Genomic DNA, 16,195 nt, shown 5'->3' with positions numbered 1-16,195 from the left:
CACGGTGGACTTCAAGAACCTGGCGGGCAAGGCGATGGACCTGGCCCAGAAGAACGCGGACAAGCTGGACGCGGTCATCGACAAGGCGGGTGACCTCGTCGACGAGAAGACGGGCGACAAGTTCGCGAGCCAGGTCGACGCCGCCCAGGACGCGGCCAAGAAGGCATTGCGGGAGCAGTGAGCATCGAACGGGACCCGGTCGTGGCCGGGTCCCGTTCGCGGGTCAGTCGCGGCCCGCGAGCAGCGGGGTGATGGTGGCGATGTCGGTCACCAGCGTGTGGCCCTGGAATTCGAAATCCTCGTAGGCCCGCGCCATGGCCTCCTTGTCCCGGCCGCCGACCGCGTCGCTGATCACCACCGGGACGAAGCCGAGATCGGTGGAATGCGTGACCGTGGGCGCGATGCCGATCTCCAGGGCGACGCCCGCGATCGCGTAGGCGCCGATGCGCAGGTCGCGCAGCGTCGAGGCCAGCGGAGTCCCCTCGAAGGCCGACATCGACGTCTTGTCGAACACCACCTCGTCGGCGCGCGGCCGCAATTCGGGAACCAGCTCGAAGGCGGGGGTGTCGCGCTGGAGGATGAAGCGGACATCGTCCACCGAATCCACCTGCTGCCAGCTCATGGCCATGCGCAACGCGAAGGCCCCGCTCAGCCGCTCCGGCAGGAAGAAGTGGCGCAGGAAGATCACCGGGTAGCCACCCGAGCGGGCCGCGTCGACCACCCGAACCACCCGCTCGATGATCTCCGGCCCGTCCGGCAACTGGCTGAGCACGCCGACCTGCATGTCGTAGACGATCACCGCCATCCGGTCGGGCGTGCACACGTCGGCGAGTCCCTCGGGGATGTCCAGTCCGTTGCCATGCCGCATGCTCGGCTACTCCTCTTCGTTGCGCTCACGCTGTGGGCGGGGTGACGCCGGGCAGCTATTCGATTGCGCCAGGGATGTTTTGGCCAACACTGTAACCACCCGGGCGGACAACGGCGGCGGTGGGTGTGACCTGCGATCGACCGTTGCCGGGTCGGTCGGCCCGGCAGTACCGTTGAAGTCTGGAGGCCAGGTGAACCGGCGCCCCCGCACCGGGACACTCACCGCCTCGCCGGGACCGGGGAGGCCCTGATGAAGGATATGCACGCAGCGCCTGTCATCTCGCAGGCGAGCAACCATCCTGTGCGCACGGCGATCCTGGGGATCGCGCTGTCCGCGTTGATCGCTCTAGCCGCCGTCCCCGCGGCACACGCCGAGCTACCGCCGCCGGACCAGGACCCGTTCTACGCGGCCCCCGCGGACCTCGAGCGCTACCACGACGGCGCCGTGCTGGATTCCCGCCCGATCGCGTTGTTCGGGCTGCCCGTGCCCCTGCCGGTTTCGGCGTGGCAGGTGAAGTATCGCAGCACCGACGCGAGCGACGCTCCGGTGGCCGACGTGGCGACCGTGATGGTCCCGATGCTGCCGTGGTTCGGTCCGGGCGCCCGGCCCCTGCTGTCGTATCAGGTGCCCGAGGACAGTCTCGGCACGCGGTGCGCGCCGTCGTACGCGCTGCGCGGTGGCTGGGACAGCGGCGCCGTGAACACGCTGATCGACACGCCGTTCATGGCGGAGGCGCTGCGGCGGGGGTGGGCGGTGGTGGCCGGCGACTACGAGGGGCCGCGTTCACGGTTCCTCGACGGGGTGAACTCCGGGCGCGGTGTGCTGGACGGTATCCGGGCGGCCCGTGATCTCCCGCAGGCCGGGCTCGGGCCCGCGACGCCCATCGGCGCGTGGGGCTATTCGGGCGGCGCGTTCGCCACGCTGTGGGCGGCGCAGATGCAGCCGCGGTACGCGCCGGACGTCCGGTTCGCGGGCATCACCTCGGGTGGCGTTCCGGCGGACTGGCCTGCCATCGCTCGCGAGGCCGACGGCACCGTGCAGGCCGGGCTGGCGCTGTTGATCCTGTTCGCCATCGCACGCAACGAACCCGGCAATGGCGTGCTGGATTTGCTCAACGAGCGGGGGCGCGCGGCGCTGGTCGAGAACGCCGCCATGTGCGGGTCGGACCTGGTGCCGAAGTACGTCGGCGCGCGGGTCGACGACTTCGCCGTCGTTCCGGATCTGCTGTCGCATCCGGCTTTCCGCGCCGCGACCGACGCCCAGGAGCTCGGCGGCAACGCACCGGAGACGCCGATGTACCTGTACCACAGTCGCACCGACGACGTGATCCCCGTGGCGGGCTTCACCGACCTGGTCGGCCGGTACTGCGCGCAAGGGGCGGCGATCACCTCGGTGCACTCGATGCTGCCCACCCACAACCCGGCGGCGATCGGTGAGGCGCCGGGCGCGATGAACTTCCTCGCCGATCGGTTCGCGGGTCTACCGGTGGCCCCCGGATGCCGTGAGCGGTGAGTGGACGATCGCCTGATCGTCGGCGACGGCCGTGCGCACCGGACTTGCCGACGGATGCGGGTGTGTGAGCGTGGCGTTCGTTCCGAGGAGTCACCGGCGGTGCGGCAGCGTTCGTCGGTGGCCTCGGGTGTGTGCGTGGCGTTCGTTTCGGGGAGTCACGGGCGGTGCGGCACCGTACCCGACCGACGGACGACGGTGCCTGAGCCAGGTAGTCGCCGCCGAGAGTCACCGACTGTCCGCACAGACGAAAGCGCACCGAATCGCGGTCGATTCGGTGCGCATAGTGCCCGGGGGTACCGGTCAGTTCTGTGAGCGCCCGGTGGTGTCCATCCACTTGGTGCTGCCGGGCGGGGCGGCCAGCGTGCTGATCAGATCGATACCGGCGATGATCAAGGCCGGTCCACCGACGACGATGGTGCCGATGATGCCGCCGATACCCGCGCCCGCGAGCACGGTGGCGATACCGACGGGTCCTCCGATGAGGCCCGTCAAACCGACGAGCGCTCCGATGACCGTGCCGATGAATCCGCCGACCGCGGTGGCGATGCCGAACTGCGACAGGAAAGCGTCCATCGCCCGCTGGTTCTCGAACGGCGACGCGACCGGCGTGGCCACGGGGCGGGCCTGTGCCGCGTCTTTGACGACGGTCAGCTCCAGCACCCGGCCCGCGTCCCGCACGACGTGGGACATGGGGTATTCGAGCCCGTCCTGCCGGAAGGCGAGCGGGAGCGTGACCGCGACGTCGCCTGCCGCGTCCTTGATGTCGACCGTCTCGCCGCGCACCTCGAACGTGCCCGCGGTCAGCGTCGTGACGACCTTGTTCCCGATCAGCTCGGCTTGGTAGCCGATATCCGGAACCGCTGTCGCGGTCGGTTCAGCGTGCGTGACACCGGACCCCACCGTGAGCGCGGCGACCAGTGGCACGACAGCGGCGGTGACTTTCCGCAGAATCATTTCTCGGTTTCCAATCTTCATCAGGCTTCGAGCAATAGAGAACGCGGCGCACGCCGAATTTCCTTCCCCCGCCGGCGTGTACATCCGTGATGTGATCCAAAAGACAGTTACTTCCGAGTGATAACTGTACTGGGGCCGGTGGGGTTTGGGACACGAATTCAGAGGGTAATCTTCCGGCTTTCCGCCCCTTCTGGGAAATAGCGAATCGCTATTTATTGAGCCTGGCTTCGAGTGTATTGATCACGCAGGTTCGGCTCTATCGCAGGCGATTCGACGAAACACTCGAGTTGAAGCATCTGATTCGAAGCATTCACATTGCGGTGTCGGTCGGCGTAAGTGCCAGCACAGGAGCATCTTTCTGGGCATCGCGACGTGCGCTGGTGGAGGGACGCATTCTGGCCACCGGACCGGGCCGGCCGAGTAGTGCGCGGATCGGCCTCGGGTCCACCCTGGCCCGCGCTGACGGCCGGCTCGGGCGTCAGCGCGGTACGCAGACTGTCTGCGCTGGTTCCGGGGGGCTTCGGCCGGGGTGTAGCTCAAGTGATGCCAGTCGATCTGCAAATGATCAGCGAATATCGGACGCCGAAATTTTCCCGGACACCATCAGGGACCGATTCGGATTCGATCCAGGTTCTCGCCCCGCTTCCGCTTGTGCCCGCTCACGCTCTCGCGGGTGTCAGAGCAGTGCGTGCAGCAAGATGGAGCCGAGGCACACGCCGAAGACCAGCACGAGGGCGAGCGCGTCGCGCAGGCCGGGAGCGTTGGGATGGGCGGTGAGTTGGCCGGTGCCACCGCGTGCGGTGATCGCCTCACCCAGTTCACCGGCGCGGCGGGTGGCTACCGCCATGGCCGCGGTGAGGATGTCGATGAGCGGGTTGTCGGCCGCGCGGGCGAGCATGCCGTCTTTGGGGCGGAGGCGACGGGCGGCGCGCAGCACCCGGATCTCTTCCATGAGCAGCGGCAGGCCGCGGAGGGTGAGCGCGACGACGACAGCCCATTCGTCCACCGGCATCCTGAGCCTGCGCAGCGGCGCGCCCAGCTTGGCGAGAGCGGGTGCGACGTCGCCCATCGGGGTGGTCCACGCGATGAGGAACGAAGCGGTCACCAGGATCAGAGTGAACGTCGCGATCTGCGCGTAACGCAGCACCGCCGTACTGCCGACGGGGACGGTGAGCAGCCCGCCGACGACGAACAGCGCCCAGAACCACCAGGGCGGACGCGGCAGCGTGCCGAGCGGCAGGCGGGCGACGACGCCCACGAACACCAGGAACGCCGTCATCACAGCGAGCACCGGCCAGGACGGCAGGAACATCAACACCAGGCTGATCAAGAACACGCCGATGATCTTGGTGCCCGCCCACAGCCGGTGCACCGGACTGGCGACCGGCACTTGACGCAGTAGAACAGTGCTCATCATCGACCTCCGTGCTCGAACCGCCAAGCCGATTCACCGGGCGCGTGCAGCGCTCCGGAGTCGGCTCGCGCGGCCGCCTTGCTCGGCTCCGGCGTGGCCGCCCACGCGGATTCCGGGCTCAGGATGCGACCCGACCGCAAGTGCACCGTACGGTCACACACCGCCGCCATATCGGCCACGTCGTGCGAGATGACGATCAGCGTCAAACCGGCATCCCGGAGCCGGGCGAGCAATTCCACGATGTCGGCTCGGCCCTCGGGGTCGAGTCCGGCCAGCGGTTCGTCGAGCACGACCACTTGGGGGTGGCTGGCCACGATCGCGGCGAGCACCACCCGTTTGGCCTGGCCACCGCTGAGCTCCTCGATCGAGCGTGCGGCCAGCGACCGGTCCAGCCCGACGGCGTCCAGCGCGCGCCCGACCGCACCGGAGCCGGTGGCGCGCCCACCCCAGTCCGCGATCTCCGCGCCGACGGTCTGCTTCTGCAACTGCAAGCGGGAATGCTGGAACGCCAGCCCGACCCCGCCGATCTGCTTGCCGACCGGCTTCCCGCGCAGTTCGCACCGGCCGGAACTCGGTTCGATCAGACCGGCCATGATCCAGGCCAGCGTGGACTTGCCCGAGCCGTTCCCGCCGACGACGAGCAGCGCTTCGCCCTGCCGGACGGACAGGTCGACCCCGTGCAGCGCGGGCGCTTCCCACGGCGTCGCGCGGTTGTAGGTGTGCCGGACATCGCGCAGTTCGAGGACCGGCTCGCCCATCGGCCTGCGGCGCACGGCGCGCGCCGGACGGGGCCACGCGGGCAGCTGCGCGACCGTGCGACCCCCGGCCAGGTGCACGACCCGGTCCGCGGCCGCGGCATCGGCTTCGTGGTGGGTGACCAGGACCACGGCCATCGGGTGCCGTTTCGGCAGGTCCACGAGCAGTTCCACCAGTTCCCGGCGTCCCTCCGGATCGATCATCGAGGTCGCCTCGTCCGCGATCAGCAGTGCGGGACGCCGGGCCAATGCCGCCGCGACCGCCAGCCGCTGCTGCTGACCGCCGGACAGCGTCGCGGTCTCCTTGCCGCCCATCCCGGCGAGACCGACCTCGCCCAGCAGTCCGTCGACGTCCACTTCGGCGGCGAGTTGCGCGGACAGTCCCCACACCACGTCGTCGGCGACGAGCACGCCGAGGGTCTGGCTCTCCGGTCGCTGCAACACCAGCGCCGTGCCGCCCAGCCGCCCCAGTCCGGCCGAGCCGGGCCGCCGCACCGATCCCGAGGTGGGCGGCAGACCGGCCAGCAACCGGGTCAGCGTCGATTTGCCCGAACCGTTGTGGCCCACCACCGCGACGAATTCCCCGACCCGCACGGTCAGGTCGACGTCGCCGAGCGCGTCGCGAGCCGCGCCGGGGTAGCGGAATCCAGCGTGCTGGAGCGTGACCGGCAGCGGCGCGACGGGCCGGTCGTCGAGCGGCGCGTCGAGCCGGTCCCGGCCGGGCAGCCAGTCGAGCCGGTCCAGCACCGAGCCGAGGACATACCAGGAGCACACCCCGGTGGCCATCATGCCGAGCGCGACACCACCGCCCAGCCACACCCACCACGAGCGCAGCACCGCGTCGGCCAGGTCCGCCACGAGCCGTCCGAGCGGAGCCGCGCCCACCTGGGCGGCGAGATCCCGCAGGCCGCTCGCGCCGTTGCGGATGTTGTCGAAGACCAGTTCGCGCGCACTCGACAACGCGAGCAGCGAACCGACGGCGAGCGCGCCCCACACCAGCCCGGTGAGCAGCGAGAGTCCCAGCACCGCGACGAGACCGCCGCCGCGCCGCTTCACGGTTCCGATGATGCCGCCCATGGTGGCCGAGGCGACCAGCACCGTCGCCGACGCCATACCGGCCGCCACGAAGGTGACCAGCGTCGCTGCGATGGTCGCGGTGAGCAGGGCGCGCGGCCGGAAACGGTGCGCGATCAGCCCGATCGGAACCGCCGCGACCAACTGCAGCGCACCGGCGAACGGGATCACCGAACCGATGGTCACCAGCCCGACGGTGGCTCCCCCGAGCACGGCGCCGGTGGCCAGCTCGATCGGACGCAGCGGCCCGCGCTGCTCCGATGCGCCCGGACGGGGCAGTTCATTCACAGCACAAGTCTGCCAGCCCGGCGCGCGGTGCCGGGTCGAGTCCCATTCGAGCGGGACCGACAGCCGTGCGATCGGTCACGAGACCGGGCTGAGGGTGTAGTGCCGGGGATCGAAGCGCCGGGTGCGGCGACGGTAGCTGGTCTGCGAGCCGGGCCAATTGTTGGTGATGCGGCCCGCGGAATTGCGGTACCAGCTCGAGCAGAAGTTCCACGGGGTGCGGGCCAGGCGTTGCTGGAGCGCGACGTTGTAGTCCTCCTCCAGGTCCGCCCGGACATCGACGCAGTGGCCGGGATGGTCGGTGAGCCATCGCACCGCTTGGCGGATGTAGCGGGTCTGCGACTCGATCATGTAGATGATCGAACCGACGCCGAGATTGGTGTTCGGCCCGTAGACGAGGAAAAGGTTCGGGAAGTCCGGCACCGCGATGCCGTAGTACGCGTGCGCGCCGTCGGCCCAGGCGTCGGCCAGCCTGCGGCCCCCGCGACCGTAGAACTCCATCGGCCAGAGGAACTCCGTGCCCTTGAAGCCGGTGCCGTAGATAATCACGTCCACCTCATGCGTCGCACCGTCGGCGGTGCGTACGCCCTGCGGGGTGATCTCGCTGATCGCGGTGGTCTCCACCCGGACGTTCGGCTGGGTCAGTGCCGGGTAGTAGTCGTTGGAGAACAACGCGCGCTTACACCCGATCGGATAGTCCGGGGTGAGTTTCGCGCGTAGCCGCGGATCCTCGACCTGCTCGGCCAGGTGCCGGGAAGCGATGCGAGCCACCCACCGGGCGATGGCGGGGACCTCGACCAGCCCGAGTGAGACGAACTCCGCGATCGACCACCACCCGAACCGTTCGGCCAGCAGCGCGCCGGGCACCCGCGCGAACAGATTGTGCTGGATCGGCGAGTAATCGGTGTCGAACTTGGGGATCACCCAGGCCGGTGTGCGCTGGAAAAGCGTGAGATGGGCCACCTCCGGCTGAATCTCCGGGATGTACTGGACAGCGCTCGCGCCGGTGCCGACGCAGGCGACGCGTTTGCCGCGGAGGTCAACGTCGTGGTCCCACTCGGCCGAATGGAACGACGGGCCCGCGAAGGTGTCGATGCCGGGAATGGCGGGCAGGGACGGACGCGACAGTTGGCCCACCGCCGAGATCAGCACGTCCACGATGCGGCTGCCCCCGTCGGCGGTGCGGACGGTCCACCGGCCGGTGGCGTCGTCGAATTCGGCGTCGGTGACGCTGGTGCCGAAACGAATCGCCGACAGCACGCCGTGCCGCTCGGCGACGCCGCGCAGGTAGGCGTGGATGGCGGTGCGCCCCGAGTACCGCTGCGGCCAGTCCGGCTTGGGTTCGAACGAATACGAGTACAGCGGTGAGGGGACGTCGCAGGCCGCGCCGGGGTAGGTGTTCTCCCGCCACACCCCGCCGAGGTCGGCGGCGCGCTCCAGCACGGTGATGTCGTCGAAGCCGTTGCGGCGCAATTCGATCGCCATGCCGATGCCGCCGAATCCCGCGCCGATGATGAGGATCGACGGCTGATCGCGCATTGTCATGTGACGCTCCTCACTTCGACCGTAGTTGTCTCCACTGTAGGAGCCGCCGTGCGGTCGCATAGAGAAATTCGGCCATAATGTCCGCGTGGAGCGGGTGCAGGATCCGGAGATCCGCGATTGGAATTTTCCGCGCGGTGTGGCCAGCGTGGCGCTGATGGTCGGCTACGCGGCCGAACACGGCGTGCCCGTGACGCGCATGCTGCACGGCACCGCGCTCACCGAGCAGCAATTGCGCGATCCGGACGCGCAGATCGATGCGCACACCGAACTGGCGGTCATCCGCAATCTCGTCCGCGAACTCGCAGGCCATCCCGCGCTGGGCGTCGAGGTCGGCCTCCGCTACCGCATCACCACCTTCGGCATCTTCGGCTTCGCCTGCGTCAGCAGCCCGACGCTGGGGGAGGCGATCAGCTTCGCGCTGCGCTACCTGGACCTCAGCTTCACGTTCTGCCTGCCGGTGGCGGAGTGGGGCGAGAGCGAGTTCGTCGCGGTGGTGCACGACGAGTCGGTGCCGACGGACGTGCGCCAGTTCCTCGTCGAACGCGACGTCACCGCGATGCATCAGGTGATGAGCGATCTGCTCGGCACGCGCCTGCCGCTCACCAGAGCCGAATTCCGTTTTCCCGCACCGGGCTACGCCGAGCGGATCGCGGAGGTAACCCTGGTGGCCCCGCGGTTCGACATGCCGCGCAACCTGTTCGCCATCGAACCCATGCTCTTGGAGCAACCGTTGCCGCAGGCCAACGAGCACACCTGGGCGATGTGCCTGGCGCAGTGCCGGGAGTTGGTGCACCGCCGCAGGGCCCGCACCGGCATCGCGGCCGAGGTACGCGAGCGCCTCGTCCCGCGCGGCGGCGCGGACGGGTTCGCCGCGCCACCCGGCATCGACGCCGTGGCGAACGATCTCAACATGAGCACACGCACGCTGCGCCGACATCTCGACGCGGCGGGAACCAGCTATCGCGCGCTGCTGGACGAAGTGCGGCGGGCTTTGGCCGAGGAAATGCTCAGCGCCACACCGCTATCGGTGAGCGATGTGGCGATCCGCCTCGGTTACGCCGAAGCCTCGACGTTCATCTTCGCCTTCAAGCGGTGGACCGGTAACACCCCGGCCGCCTATCGCCGCGAACGCGTCCTCCGGCGCTAAGCCCCTTCGCCGCGGCCGCTGCGGCTGCCCGTGTAGGCCAGTTCGCGAAGCTTGCCGATGGCTTTGGGGAACAACTCCACCTCGGCCGGGTGGTTGAGCATCGGATCGAAGTAGTCCGTGCGGTGCTCGGCGGATTCGGCGGGACGAAGCGTGATTTCGGCGACCCGCCAGGTGGGTCCGCCGAGACGGCCCGCGCTGAGGGTGAAGCTCACCAGATCCTCGTTCAGGTGGGCTTGCATCGCCTCGAGCGACGCCGAGGCGGGCTGCACGCCGTCCGGCTCGGCGAAAAACCAGGTCGGCGCGGAGTTGCTGATCCGGTAGGGCATCAGGCAGCCGTAACGTGCGCTGGCCCAGCCGCGCGCGGGGGTGATCACCAGTCGGCCCAGCGCTCCCTGACCGGTGGTGGCCAGCGCGAAATCCCAGGGCTCGTCGTCGCGGTCGAGTACCCGGAACGCCAGGCCGAGCACGTCGGGCAGGCCGTTGGGCAGTCCGACGCCCTTGGACAGCCGCGCGATCACCGCACGTTCGCCGCTGCCGAAGAGCGGCTCGAACTCGGGTTCGGCGTGCAGACGACCGGCCAGGTGCAACCCGTTCGGGTGGAACACCCGCGCATGCCGGATCCGCGCTCCGGTCGCGAACGCGCTCTTCACCACTGCGGCTGGCAGGTCGACCATGGTGCATCCTCCCGGGTAGGCGTCTCGTGCCTCCCGAGTGCCCCGGCTGGTGCCGGGTAAACCGCGCTCAAGCCGGTTGCACGCCGATCCGGCCGCCCATCGGGACCGACCGGAAATGGGTGGTGATCCGGTGATCGGCACCGATGACGTGCAGCGCGACCGTCGGGTCCGGCGCGTAGTCCATCACGTGGTCGGGCAGGTCGAGTTCCCACTCGCCGCTGAGCACCGACGCGGTGCTGGGACCCACCAGCAGCGGACGCCCCCCGAACGTGGTCGTCGCGGCGGAGTGCGCGTGCCCGGTGAGTACGGCGACGATCCGGTCGTCCCCGGCCACCAGCTCGGCGAGTCGCTGCGGATCGGCCAGGGAGATCCCGTCGACGATCGGGCTGTACAGGTGCGCTGGCGGGTGGTGCAGGGCGAGCAGGATCGGCTTGCCGGAGGGCGCCTCGTCGAGCACGTCGACCAGCCAGCGGTAGGTCTCGTCGGCGAGCCGGCCGCCGGGCTCGCCGGGAATGCTCGAATCCAGCAGTGCGACGGTGAGATCACCGATCCGGTGTGTGCGGTTGATGGGGGCGTCGGAGGTGGGCTCGCCGAGCAAGCCGGTGCGGAAGCCCGCGCGGTCGTCATGGTTGCCGGGGAGGGCGTACACCGGGATCTCGGTGTCGAACGCGAGCTTGGCCTCTGCGTACTGCTCAGGTTTGCCGGAATCGGTGATGTCGCCGGTCACCAGGATGGCATCGGGCCTGCGGCGCAGCCCGGCGAAAAACTCCATCACCCGCTGTACACGCTGAGTGTTGCGGGCGCCGAGATCGAAATGGGTGTCGCTGACCTGAGCCACCAGGATCATCGGCATTCGCTTTCGCTAGGGGTTCGCTGCATTGCGTCAGAGTGGGCGCGCGTCACGTCCGCCACACGTCATCAGGCTAGTTGACCTGCGCATTACGAGTCGTCATGACGCTCGCCACCATGCGAACGTCACCCTGGAATATGTGTCTTCAGTCACACTACGGAGCCTGGTGGTCAGGATCCGGGCTGTTCGGACACCGCGGCGGAGAGGATGCGCAGGGCGCGCAGGAACGTGCGACGGTCCGGTGCGGGGAGCTGCTCGAGCAGTTGATCCTCGCCGGCTTGGATGTCGCTCTGGGCGCGGTCGCGGAGGGCGCGGCCCGCGTCGGTGAGCGAGACCAGGTTGACCCGGCGGTCGGAAGGGTCCGGTTCGCGCCTGATCAGGCCCCGGCGCTGCAACTCGTCCAGCACGCCGATGATGCGGGTCTTGTCCGCGCCGATCGCCTTGGCCAGCGCCGCCTGGGTGTAGACCGGCTCCGCGTCCAGGCCGAGCAGGACGGAGTAGCCCCACATCGACAGCTCGTGGCGCTCCAGGATGGGCGTCTCCGCCGCGATGAGCGCCCGCACGAGCGGCGCGATCATCGCGGCCAGATCGGGACGGGCGGTGGGCATGAATCGACGATACTGCTTGGCAAATCGTAAGCTTAAGCTTACGATACGCTTATGCCTACTAAAACCTTGGAAGTCTTGCGCGACCAGCACGCTCGTTCGGTTCGGTCGAGCGTGGACGCCGTCGCCCGCGTGCGCCCCGATCAACTGGAATGCGAAACACCCTGTGCGGGCTGGCGCCTTCGTGACCTGCTGGAACACATGACCGCACAGAATCACGGCTTCGCGGCGGCCGCGCGGGGCAGCGGAGATCCCGATGCCTGGGCCGTTCGCGCGTCCGGCGATCCGGTCGCCGACTATCGCGCCTCGGCGGACGACGTGCTCGCGGGTTTCGCCGCCGAGGACGTCTTCGAGCGCGCACTGCTGCTGCCGGAAGTCCTCCCCGATCGAGGGATCCCGGCCGAACTGGCGATCGGCTTCCACCTCGTGGACAGCGTCGTCCACGCCTGGGACGTCGCGCGGTCGATCGGCGAAACCATCACCCTCGATCCGGACGTGGGCGAAGCCGCGCTGAACATCGCCCTCGCGGTCCCCGACGGTCCCGAACGCACCGCCCCCGGCGCGGCCTTCGCCCCGGCCCTGTCCGTCCCGGGACAAACGCCGACCCTGGACCGGATCCTTCTGCTGCTCGGCCGCTCCCCGAACTGGCCGAACTGACCCGCGGCCGCGCATCTCCGCGCGGCTTTCCCTACCGGCTGTGTGCACTCGGGCGATTGCCTGGGGATGACTGTGGACGAACCGGGAGCCGATGTTTTCGCTCCGCCGAGGTCGACGAGGCGGTCGGGCTGCCTCGCGCACCGTTCCGCCCCGCACACGGGCGGCAGCCGTGCGGTGCGGGGTGGCCGCGACTCCGTCCGTCGGCAACCGGGACCTTGCTGGACGGATGCCGGTCGGCCCGGAACGGGCGCGGCGGACGCGATTCGGCCCGTCGCCATGGTCGACGCCCAGTGCGGCGAGGACGGCCGACGCCGCAGGGAAGGCGCCGCTAGCCGAGGGTCCGCAGCAAGTGGGCAGCGCGTTCGAGGGCGGACGGGCCGGCGACTTCGTCCAGCGGCTGCCAGAAATCGGGGTCCGGTTCGGCGGACAACGTCAGCTCCGGCGGGGTGCGCCACGAGGCGGTGAGGCCCAGCTGCCAGGAGTGCAGGTAGGTCCGTGCATGGGCACTGGAGCGGTCGAACAACGGGTCGCCGACGATGGGGTGTCCGGTCCAGGCCAGGTGGACGCGGATCTGGTGGCGACGGCCGGTGAGCGGGCGCAGCGCGAGAACGGTGTGCGCCGGGCCGCGCAGCACCGTCGCGAACCGGGTGAGCGAGGGGTAGTTCTTGGCGGGCAGCAGGTCGGCGTCGTCGACGAACCAGCGGCCCGCTTCGTGGCGGATGCTCTCGCGCGGCGCCGCGATCCGCACCCGGTTCTTGCGCCCCACGCTGAGCGGTAGATCGATCACGCCGGTATCGGGCACGCCGGTGGCGGCGACGACGGCCAGGTACGCCTTGTCGGCGGTCTGCTTGTTGAACTGCCTGGTCAGCTCGCCGTGCGCGCGCAGTTCCTTCGCGAGCAAGATCAGGCCGGAGGTCACCTTGTCGATCCGGTGCACCGGATACAGCGTTTCCCCCGCGGCGGCGGCCATTTCGACGAGGTCGGTGTCGTGCCGCTCGCCGGTGACGGAGATGCCGGCAGGTTTGTGCAGGGCCAGAATCGCCGCGTCCTCCTCCACGAGGCAACGGGCGCGTAGCCGTGACCAGTCCTTGTCCACCGGACGAGCCTAGGGGGGTCGCCGGGGGCAGGTGGCACGCGGTGTCGGCTACCTGCCGTTCTTTCCGTTGTGGCGCAGCAGGTGCGGACGAAGGCGGTTGAAGCCGCGCACCCGGACGCTGCGCAGGTGCTTGATGTCGAATGCCGGATCGCCCTCCAGCGCGGCGGCGGCGTGGTCATCGATCAGGACGGTGCCCGGCCGAGCAACGCCGGTGAGCCGGGACGCGATGTTCACGACCGAGCCGTACAGGTCACCGAAACGTTGCAGTACGGGGCCGTAGGCGAGAGCGACCCGCAGGTCGGGGGTGCCGCCGACCATCATGGTCGACTCCTGGATGGCCAGGGCCGTGCGGGCGGCCTCGGTCGCGGTTTCCGCGGCGAACATGACTTCGTCGCCCACGTTCTTGATCACCCATCCGCCGTTCTCGGTGATGGCGGCGGTGGTGGTCGATTCGAACGCCTCCAGCAGCATGGACAGCTCGTCGGGGTGCAGGTGCCTGGTCAGCCTGGTGTAGCCGACCATGTCCGCGAAACCGACGGCCAGTTCGCGCACCGACTCACCCGCGCTGGTCCCCGGGTCGAGCGAGCGCGACAGCGCCGCGGCGAGATGGCGCCGCCAGGCGTAGATGTTCAACTGCTCCAGCGTGGCGATGGCGCCCTCGGTGGCGGCGCGCACCGTCTGCTCGGGGTCGGCATCGGGCTCGGCTCCGGCGATGCGCTCCTGTATCTCCGCCAGCACCAGATCGACCTGCCATTCCGCCAGGCGTGCCATGCCCTGGCCGAGGGTGCGCGCGGTCGCCGCCTGTTGCCGGGTGTCGGCCGAGGACAACACGTTCAGTTGCTCGAAGTTGCGCACCGCCGCGACATCGGCGTCGGCGTAGTCGACCGCTTCGTCGCCGATGCTCGACGGAAAACCGAGCGCCATCCACAGTCGCCTGGTGAGCGCCGTCGTCGTCCCCGACTGCTCGGCGACCTCGGTGCGGTTGTACCGGCGCACTCCGTCCAGCAGGTAGGACTCGACGACCGATCGCACCAACTCGGACCTCTCGGTGGGCACCATGATCGGTACCTTACGGCCCGGCTCCGGCTCGCGTCGGCCACCTCGTCGCCGCAGACCGTGGCATCCCGTCCCCCGGCGTGCTTCGAGAAGCCGGCCCGCTGCCCCTTCGCGCAGCGGCTCGGGGCTTTGACCGAGCAACGACTTCCAGGGTGCTCGGTCGTCGGTCCGGTGGGCAGGCAGCTCATGGTTCGGGGGTGGGGGTCCAGTAACCGGAGCGATGGTTGCCGGAGGCTGTGCGGATGGCGGTGTGCAAGCGTTCGGCCAGGCGGGTGGGAGCCGAAAGGTCGTCCCACCCCCAGCGGACGGTCACCCAGCCGAGGGATCGGAGCCGGGCTTCGTGCTGCTGCTCCGCTCTGACCACGGGTGCGGCGGGTACTGGGCCACGCGCTGCGGCTCGATGATCGATCTTTCCGTCGAACTCGCCGATCACGCCGAGATCCGGGAACAGGAAATCGACGCGGCCGACGCAGATTTCGTCGTCGGAGAAGACCCTGGCCTGCACTTGTGGAGCGGGGAGACCGGCTTGACGCAGCAGGATCCGGCTGCGGGATTCGCCGACATTTTCGCTGCGGCCGTCCAAGAAGTCGAGGACGAGGGCGGCTCGGCGGCAACCGGGCCGGTGCCGGGCACGACGAAGGTGTTCGCGCAATTCCGTCGTGGTCGTCAGACCCTGGCGCAGCGCGGAATCCCCTAGAGCGACCGACTGTTCGAATCCTTGCGAGCGAGCGATATCCAGGACCGTCCGCGCCGGGGTGGTTACTCGTATGTCGTCGACCAGGGTGACTTCATCGGGTTCCACCTGTGCCGAATGGACCACGACCCGTCTGCTCAGCCGGCCGCCGTTGATCCGATTCCTGGTCAGATGAACTCGGTCGAGCGGAATGCCCCAGGTTGACAGGCCGTGCAGCACCGCCGCCGAACAGTGGCTCGTGATGGCGGCGTCGGACGCGGACTCCGCGGTCGCCAGCGTCAGCAGCAGATGCCTGCCGGTCGCGCCGAGACCGGAACCCGAAGAGTTCAGGTAGTGCCCGGCGCGCAGGCGCTGCCATTGCCCGGTTCTGCACAGCCGGTGCAGCGCCTTGTCGGACAGACCGGATGCCAGGGCTTGCCGGCGTGAGATCAGTTGCGGTGCTTCCATACCGACGATCGTGACCGTCCGGCGCCCCCGGAGTGCCCGCCGCGGCAGTGCATGTGGACAACACACCGGCTGTGGATAACTCCGGATCTACCCCATCTGGGCCATCCCGGCCGCCACCACCTGCGCCACGTTCAGCACTTCGTCGGCGGTGGGCAGTGGCAGGCCGTCGAGCGCGTGCAGGCGGTCGGTGCTGGCGATGGCGAACATCGCCGAGACCCAGGCCGCCGCGCACGCGCGCAGAGTACCCGGGCGTACCGGGACCGGGGCGCTCGCCTGGAGCACCTTCGTGGTGACCTCGAGCAGGTGGTCGCGCAGGCGGCGCAGTTGCCGTCGCACGTCGGGATGGGTGTCTGCTTCCCGCCAGAGGATCACCCGCAGCACCGACGAGTGGTGGTCGCGCAGATTCAGGGCGGCATCGAGGTTGACCAAGCTCTTCGCCGGATCTCCCGGCGCCACCACCGTGCCGATGTCGTCGATCGGCTGGGTGGGCACCCGTTCGGACATCAAGGCGGACAGGATCGAGTCCTTGGTCGGGAAGTAGTAGAAGACGAGTCCTTTGGGG

At 69.3% G+C, this 16,195-nt stretch carries 16 protein-coding genes; 4 read left to right on the top strand and 12 right to left on the bottom strand.

Translation table 11 applies throughout. The features are described 5' to 3' along the window. Positions 1-4: 4 nt before the first annotated feature. Positions 5-181: an antitoxin gene (locus ACFU5M_RS09665; protein ID WP_245676435.1), complete on the top strand. Its 177-nt coding sequence runs from the start codon at positions 5-7 to the stop codon at positions 179-181. Positions 182-223: 42 nt separating this feature from the next. Here ACFU5M_RS09665 and ACFU5M_RS09660 read toward each other — a convergent pair whose 3' ends face one another. Continuing rightward, on the bottom strand, positions 224-868 hold the full coding sequence (locus ACFU5M_RS09660; RefSeq protein ID WP_379046582.1) for a cysteine hydrolase family protein: 645 nt from the start codon (positions 866-868) through the stop codon (positions 224-226). Positions 869-1,117: 249 nt separating this feature from the next. Between ACFU5M_RS09660 and ACFU5M_RS09655 the strand changes: the two genes are divergently transcribed. Next, positions 1,118-2,380 (top strand): lipase family protein, encoded by a 1,263-nt coding sequence (locus tag ACFU5M_RS09655; RefSeq protein WP_379046579.1) that lies wholly within the window; start codon positions 1,118-1,120, stop codon positions 2,378-2,380. 300 nt (positions 2,381-2,680) lie between these two features. Here the strand turns inward: ACFU5M_RS09655 and ACFU5M_RS09650 are convergent, their stop codons facing one another. From ACFU5M_RS09650 to ACFU5M_RS09635, 4 genes are all read right to left on the bottom strand, one after another. After that, complete coding sequence (locus ACFU5M_RS09650; protein ID WP_379046576.1) at positions 2,681-3,334, bottom strand: ammonium transporter; 654 nt, start codon at positions 3,332-3,334, stop codon at positions 2,681-2,683. A gap of 676 nt (positions 3,335-4,010) precedes the next feature. Beyond that, positions 4,011-4,748, bottom strand: coding sequence for an energy-coupling factor transporter transmembrane component T family protein (locus ACFU5M_RS09645; protein ID WP_379046573.1), 738 nt, complete (start codon positions 4,746-4,748; stop codon positions 4,011-4,013). After that, positions 4,748-6,865, bottom strand: coding sequence for an ATP-binding cassette domain-containing protein (locus tag ACFU5M_RS09640; protein WP_379046570.1), 2,118 nt, complete (start codon positions 6,863-6,865; stop codon positions 4,748-4,750). The genes ACFU5M_RS09645 and ACFU5M_RS09640 overlap by 1 nt, the downstream gene beginning before the upstream one ends. Before the next feature lie 75 nt (positions 6,866-6,940). Then, positions 6,941-8,401 carry a flavin-containing monooxygenase gene (locus tag ACFU5M_RS09635; protein WP_379046788.1) on the bottom strand — a complete coding sequence of 487 codons (1,461 nt, stop codon included), beginning with the start codon at positions 8,399-8,401 and terminating at the stop codon, positions 6,941-6,943. 91 nt (positions 8,402-8,492) lie between these two features. Between ACFU5M_RS09635 and ACFU5M_RS09630 the strand changes: the two genes are divergently transcribed. Then, positions 8,493-9,554, top strand: coding sequence for an AraC family transcriptional regulator (locus ACFU5M_RS09630; protein WP_379046567.1), 1,062 nt, complete (start codon positions 8,493-8,495; stop codon positions 9,552-9,554). Here ACFU5M_RS09630 and ACFU5M_RS09625 read toward each other — a convergent pair. From ACFU5M_RS09625 to ACFU5M_RS09615, 3 genes are all read right to left on the bottom strand, one after another. Then, entirely contained in the window at positions 9,551-10,228 is a 678-nt protein-coding gene (locus tag ACFU5M_RS09625) for a phosphodiesterase (protein ID WP_379046564.1), read from the bottom strand. The genes ACFU5M_RS09630 and ACFU5M_RS09625 overlap by 4 nt on opposite strands. 67 nt (positions 10,229-10,295) lie before the next feature. Beyond that, positions 10,296-11,081 (bottom strand): metallophosphoesterase, encoded by a 786-nt coding sequence (locus ACFU5M_RS09620; protein ID WP_379046561.1) that lies wholly within the window; start codon positions 11,079-11,081, stop codon positions 10,296-10,298. A gap of 167 nt (positions 11,082-11,248) precedes the next feature. Further along, positions 11,249-11,686, bottom strand: coding sequence for a MarR family winged helix-turn-helix transcriptional regulator (locus ACFU5M_RS09615; RefSeq protein ID WP_379046558.1), 438 nt, complete (start codon positions 11,684-11,686; stop codon positions 11,249-11,251). Between the two features lie 51 nt (positions 11,687-11,737). Here ACFU5M_RS09615 and ACFU5M_RS09610 point away from each other — a divergent pair, with 51 nt between their 5' ends. Further along, complete coding sequence (locus tag ACFU5M_RS09610; RefSeq protein ID WP_379046555.1) at positions 11,738-12,340, top strand: TIGR03086 family metal-binding protein; 603 nt, start codon at positions 11,738-11,740, stop codon at positions 12,338-12,340. 328 nt (positions 12,341-12,668) lie between these two features. Here the strand turns inward: ACFU5M_RS09610 and ACFU5M_RS09605 are convergent, their stop codons facing one another. The 4 genes from ACFU5M_RS09605 to ACFU5M_RS09590 form a co-directional block, all read right to left on the bottom strand. Then, positions 12,669-13,436, bottom strand: a complete 768-nt coding sequence (locus ACFU5M_RS09605) for an RluA family pseudouridine synthase (RefSeq protein ID WP_379046550.1) — start codon at positions 13,434-13,436, stop codon at positions 12,669-12,671. 48 nt (positions 13,437-13,484) lie between these two features. Next, complete coding sequence (locus tag ACFU5M_RS09600; protein WP_379046547.1) at positions 13,485-14,495, bottom strand: adenylate/guanylate cyclase domain-containing protein; 1,011 nt, start codon at positions 14,493-14,495, stop codon at positions 13,485-13,487. Between the two features lie 181 nt (positions 14,496-14,676). Beyond that, positions 14,677-15,633 carry a type IV toxin-antitoxin system AbiEi family antitoxin domain-containing protein gene (locus ACFU5M_RS09595; RefSeq protein ID WP_379046544.1) on the bottom strand — a complete coding sequence of 319 codons (957 nt, stop codon included), beginning with the start codon at positions 15,631-15,633 and terminating at the stop codon, positions 14,677-14,679. 87 nt (positions 15,634-15,720) lie between these two features. After that, positions 15,721-16,195: TetR/AcrR family transcriptional regulator (locus ACFU5M_RS09590; protein WP_379046541.1), on the bottom strand; the 475-nt coding region annotated here is incomplete at its 5' end.

It is taken from the genome of Nocardia sp. NPDC057455 (genome assembly GCF_042802775.1).
Taxonomy (GTDB): Bacteria; Actinomycetota; Actinomycetes; order Mycobacteriales; family Mycobacteriaceae; genus Nocardia.
Note: the sequence above shows the minus strand (reverse complement) of the source record. Positions and strands in the feature narration are given on the sequence as shown.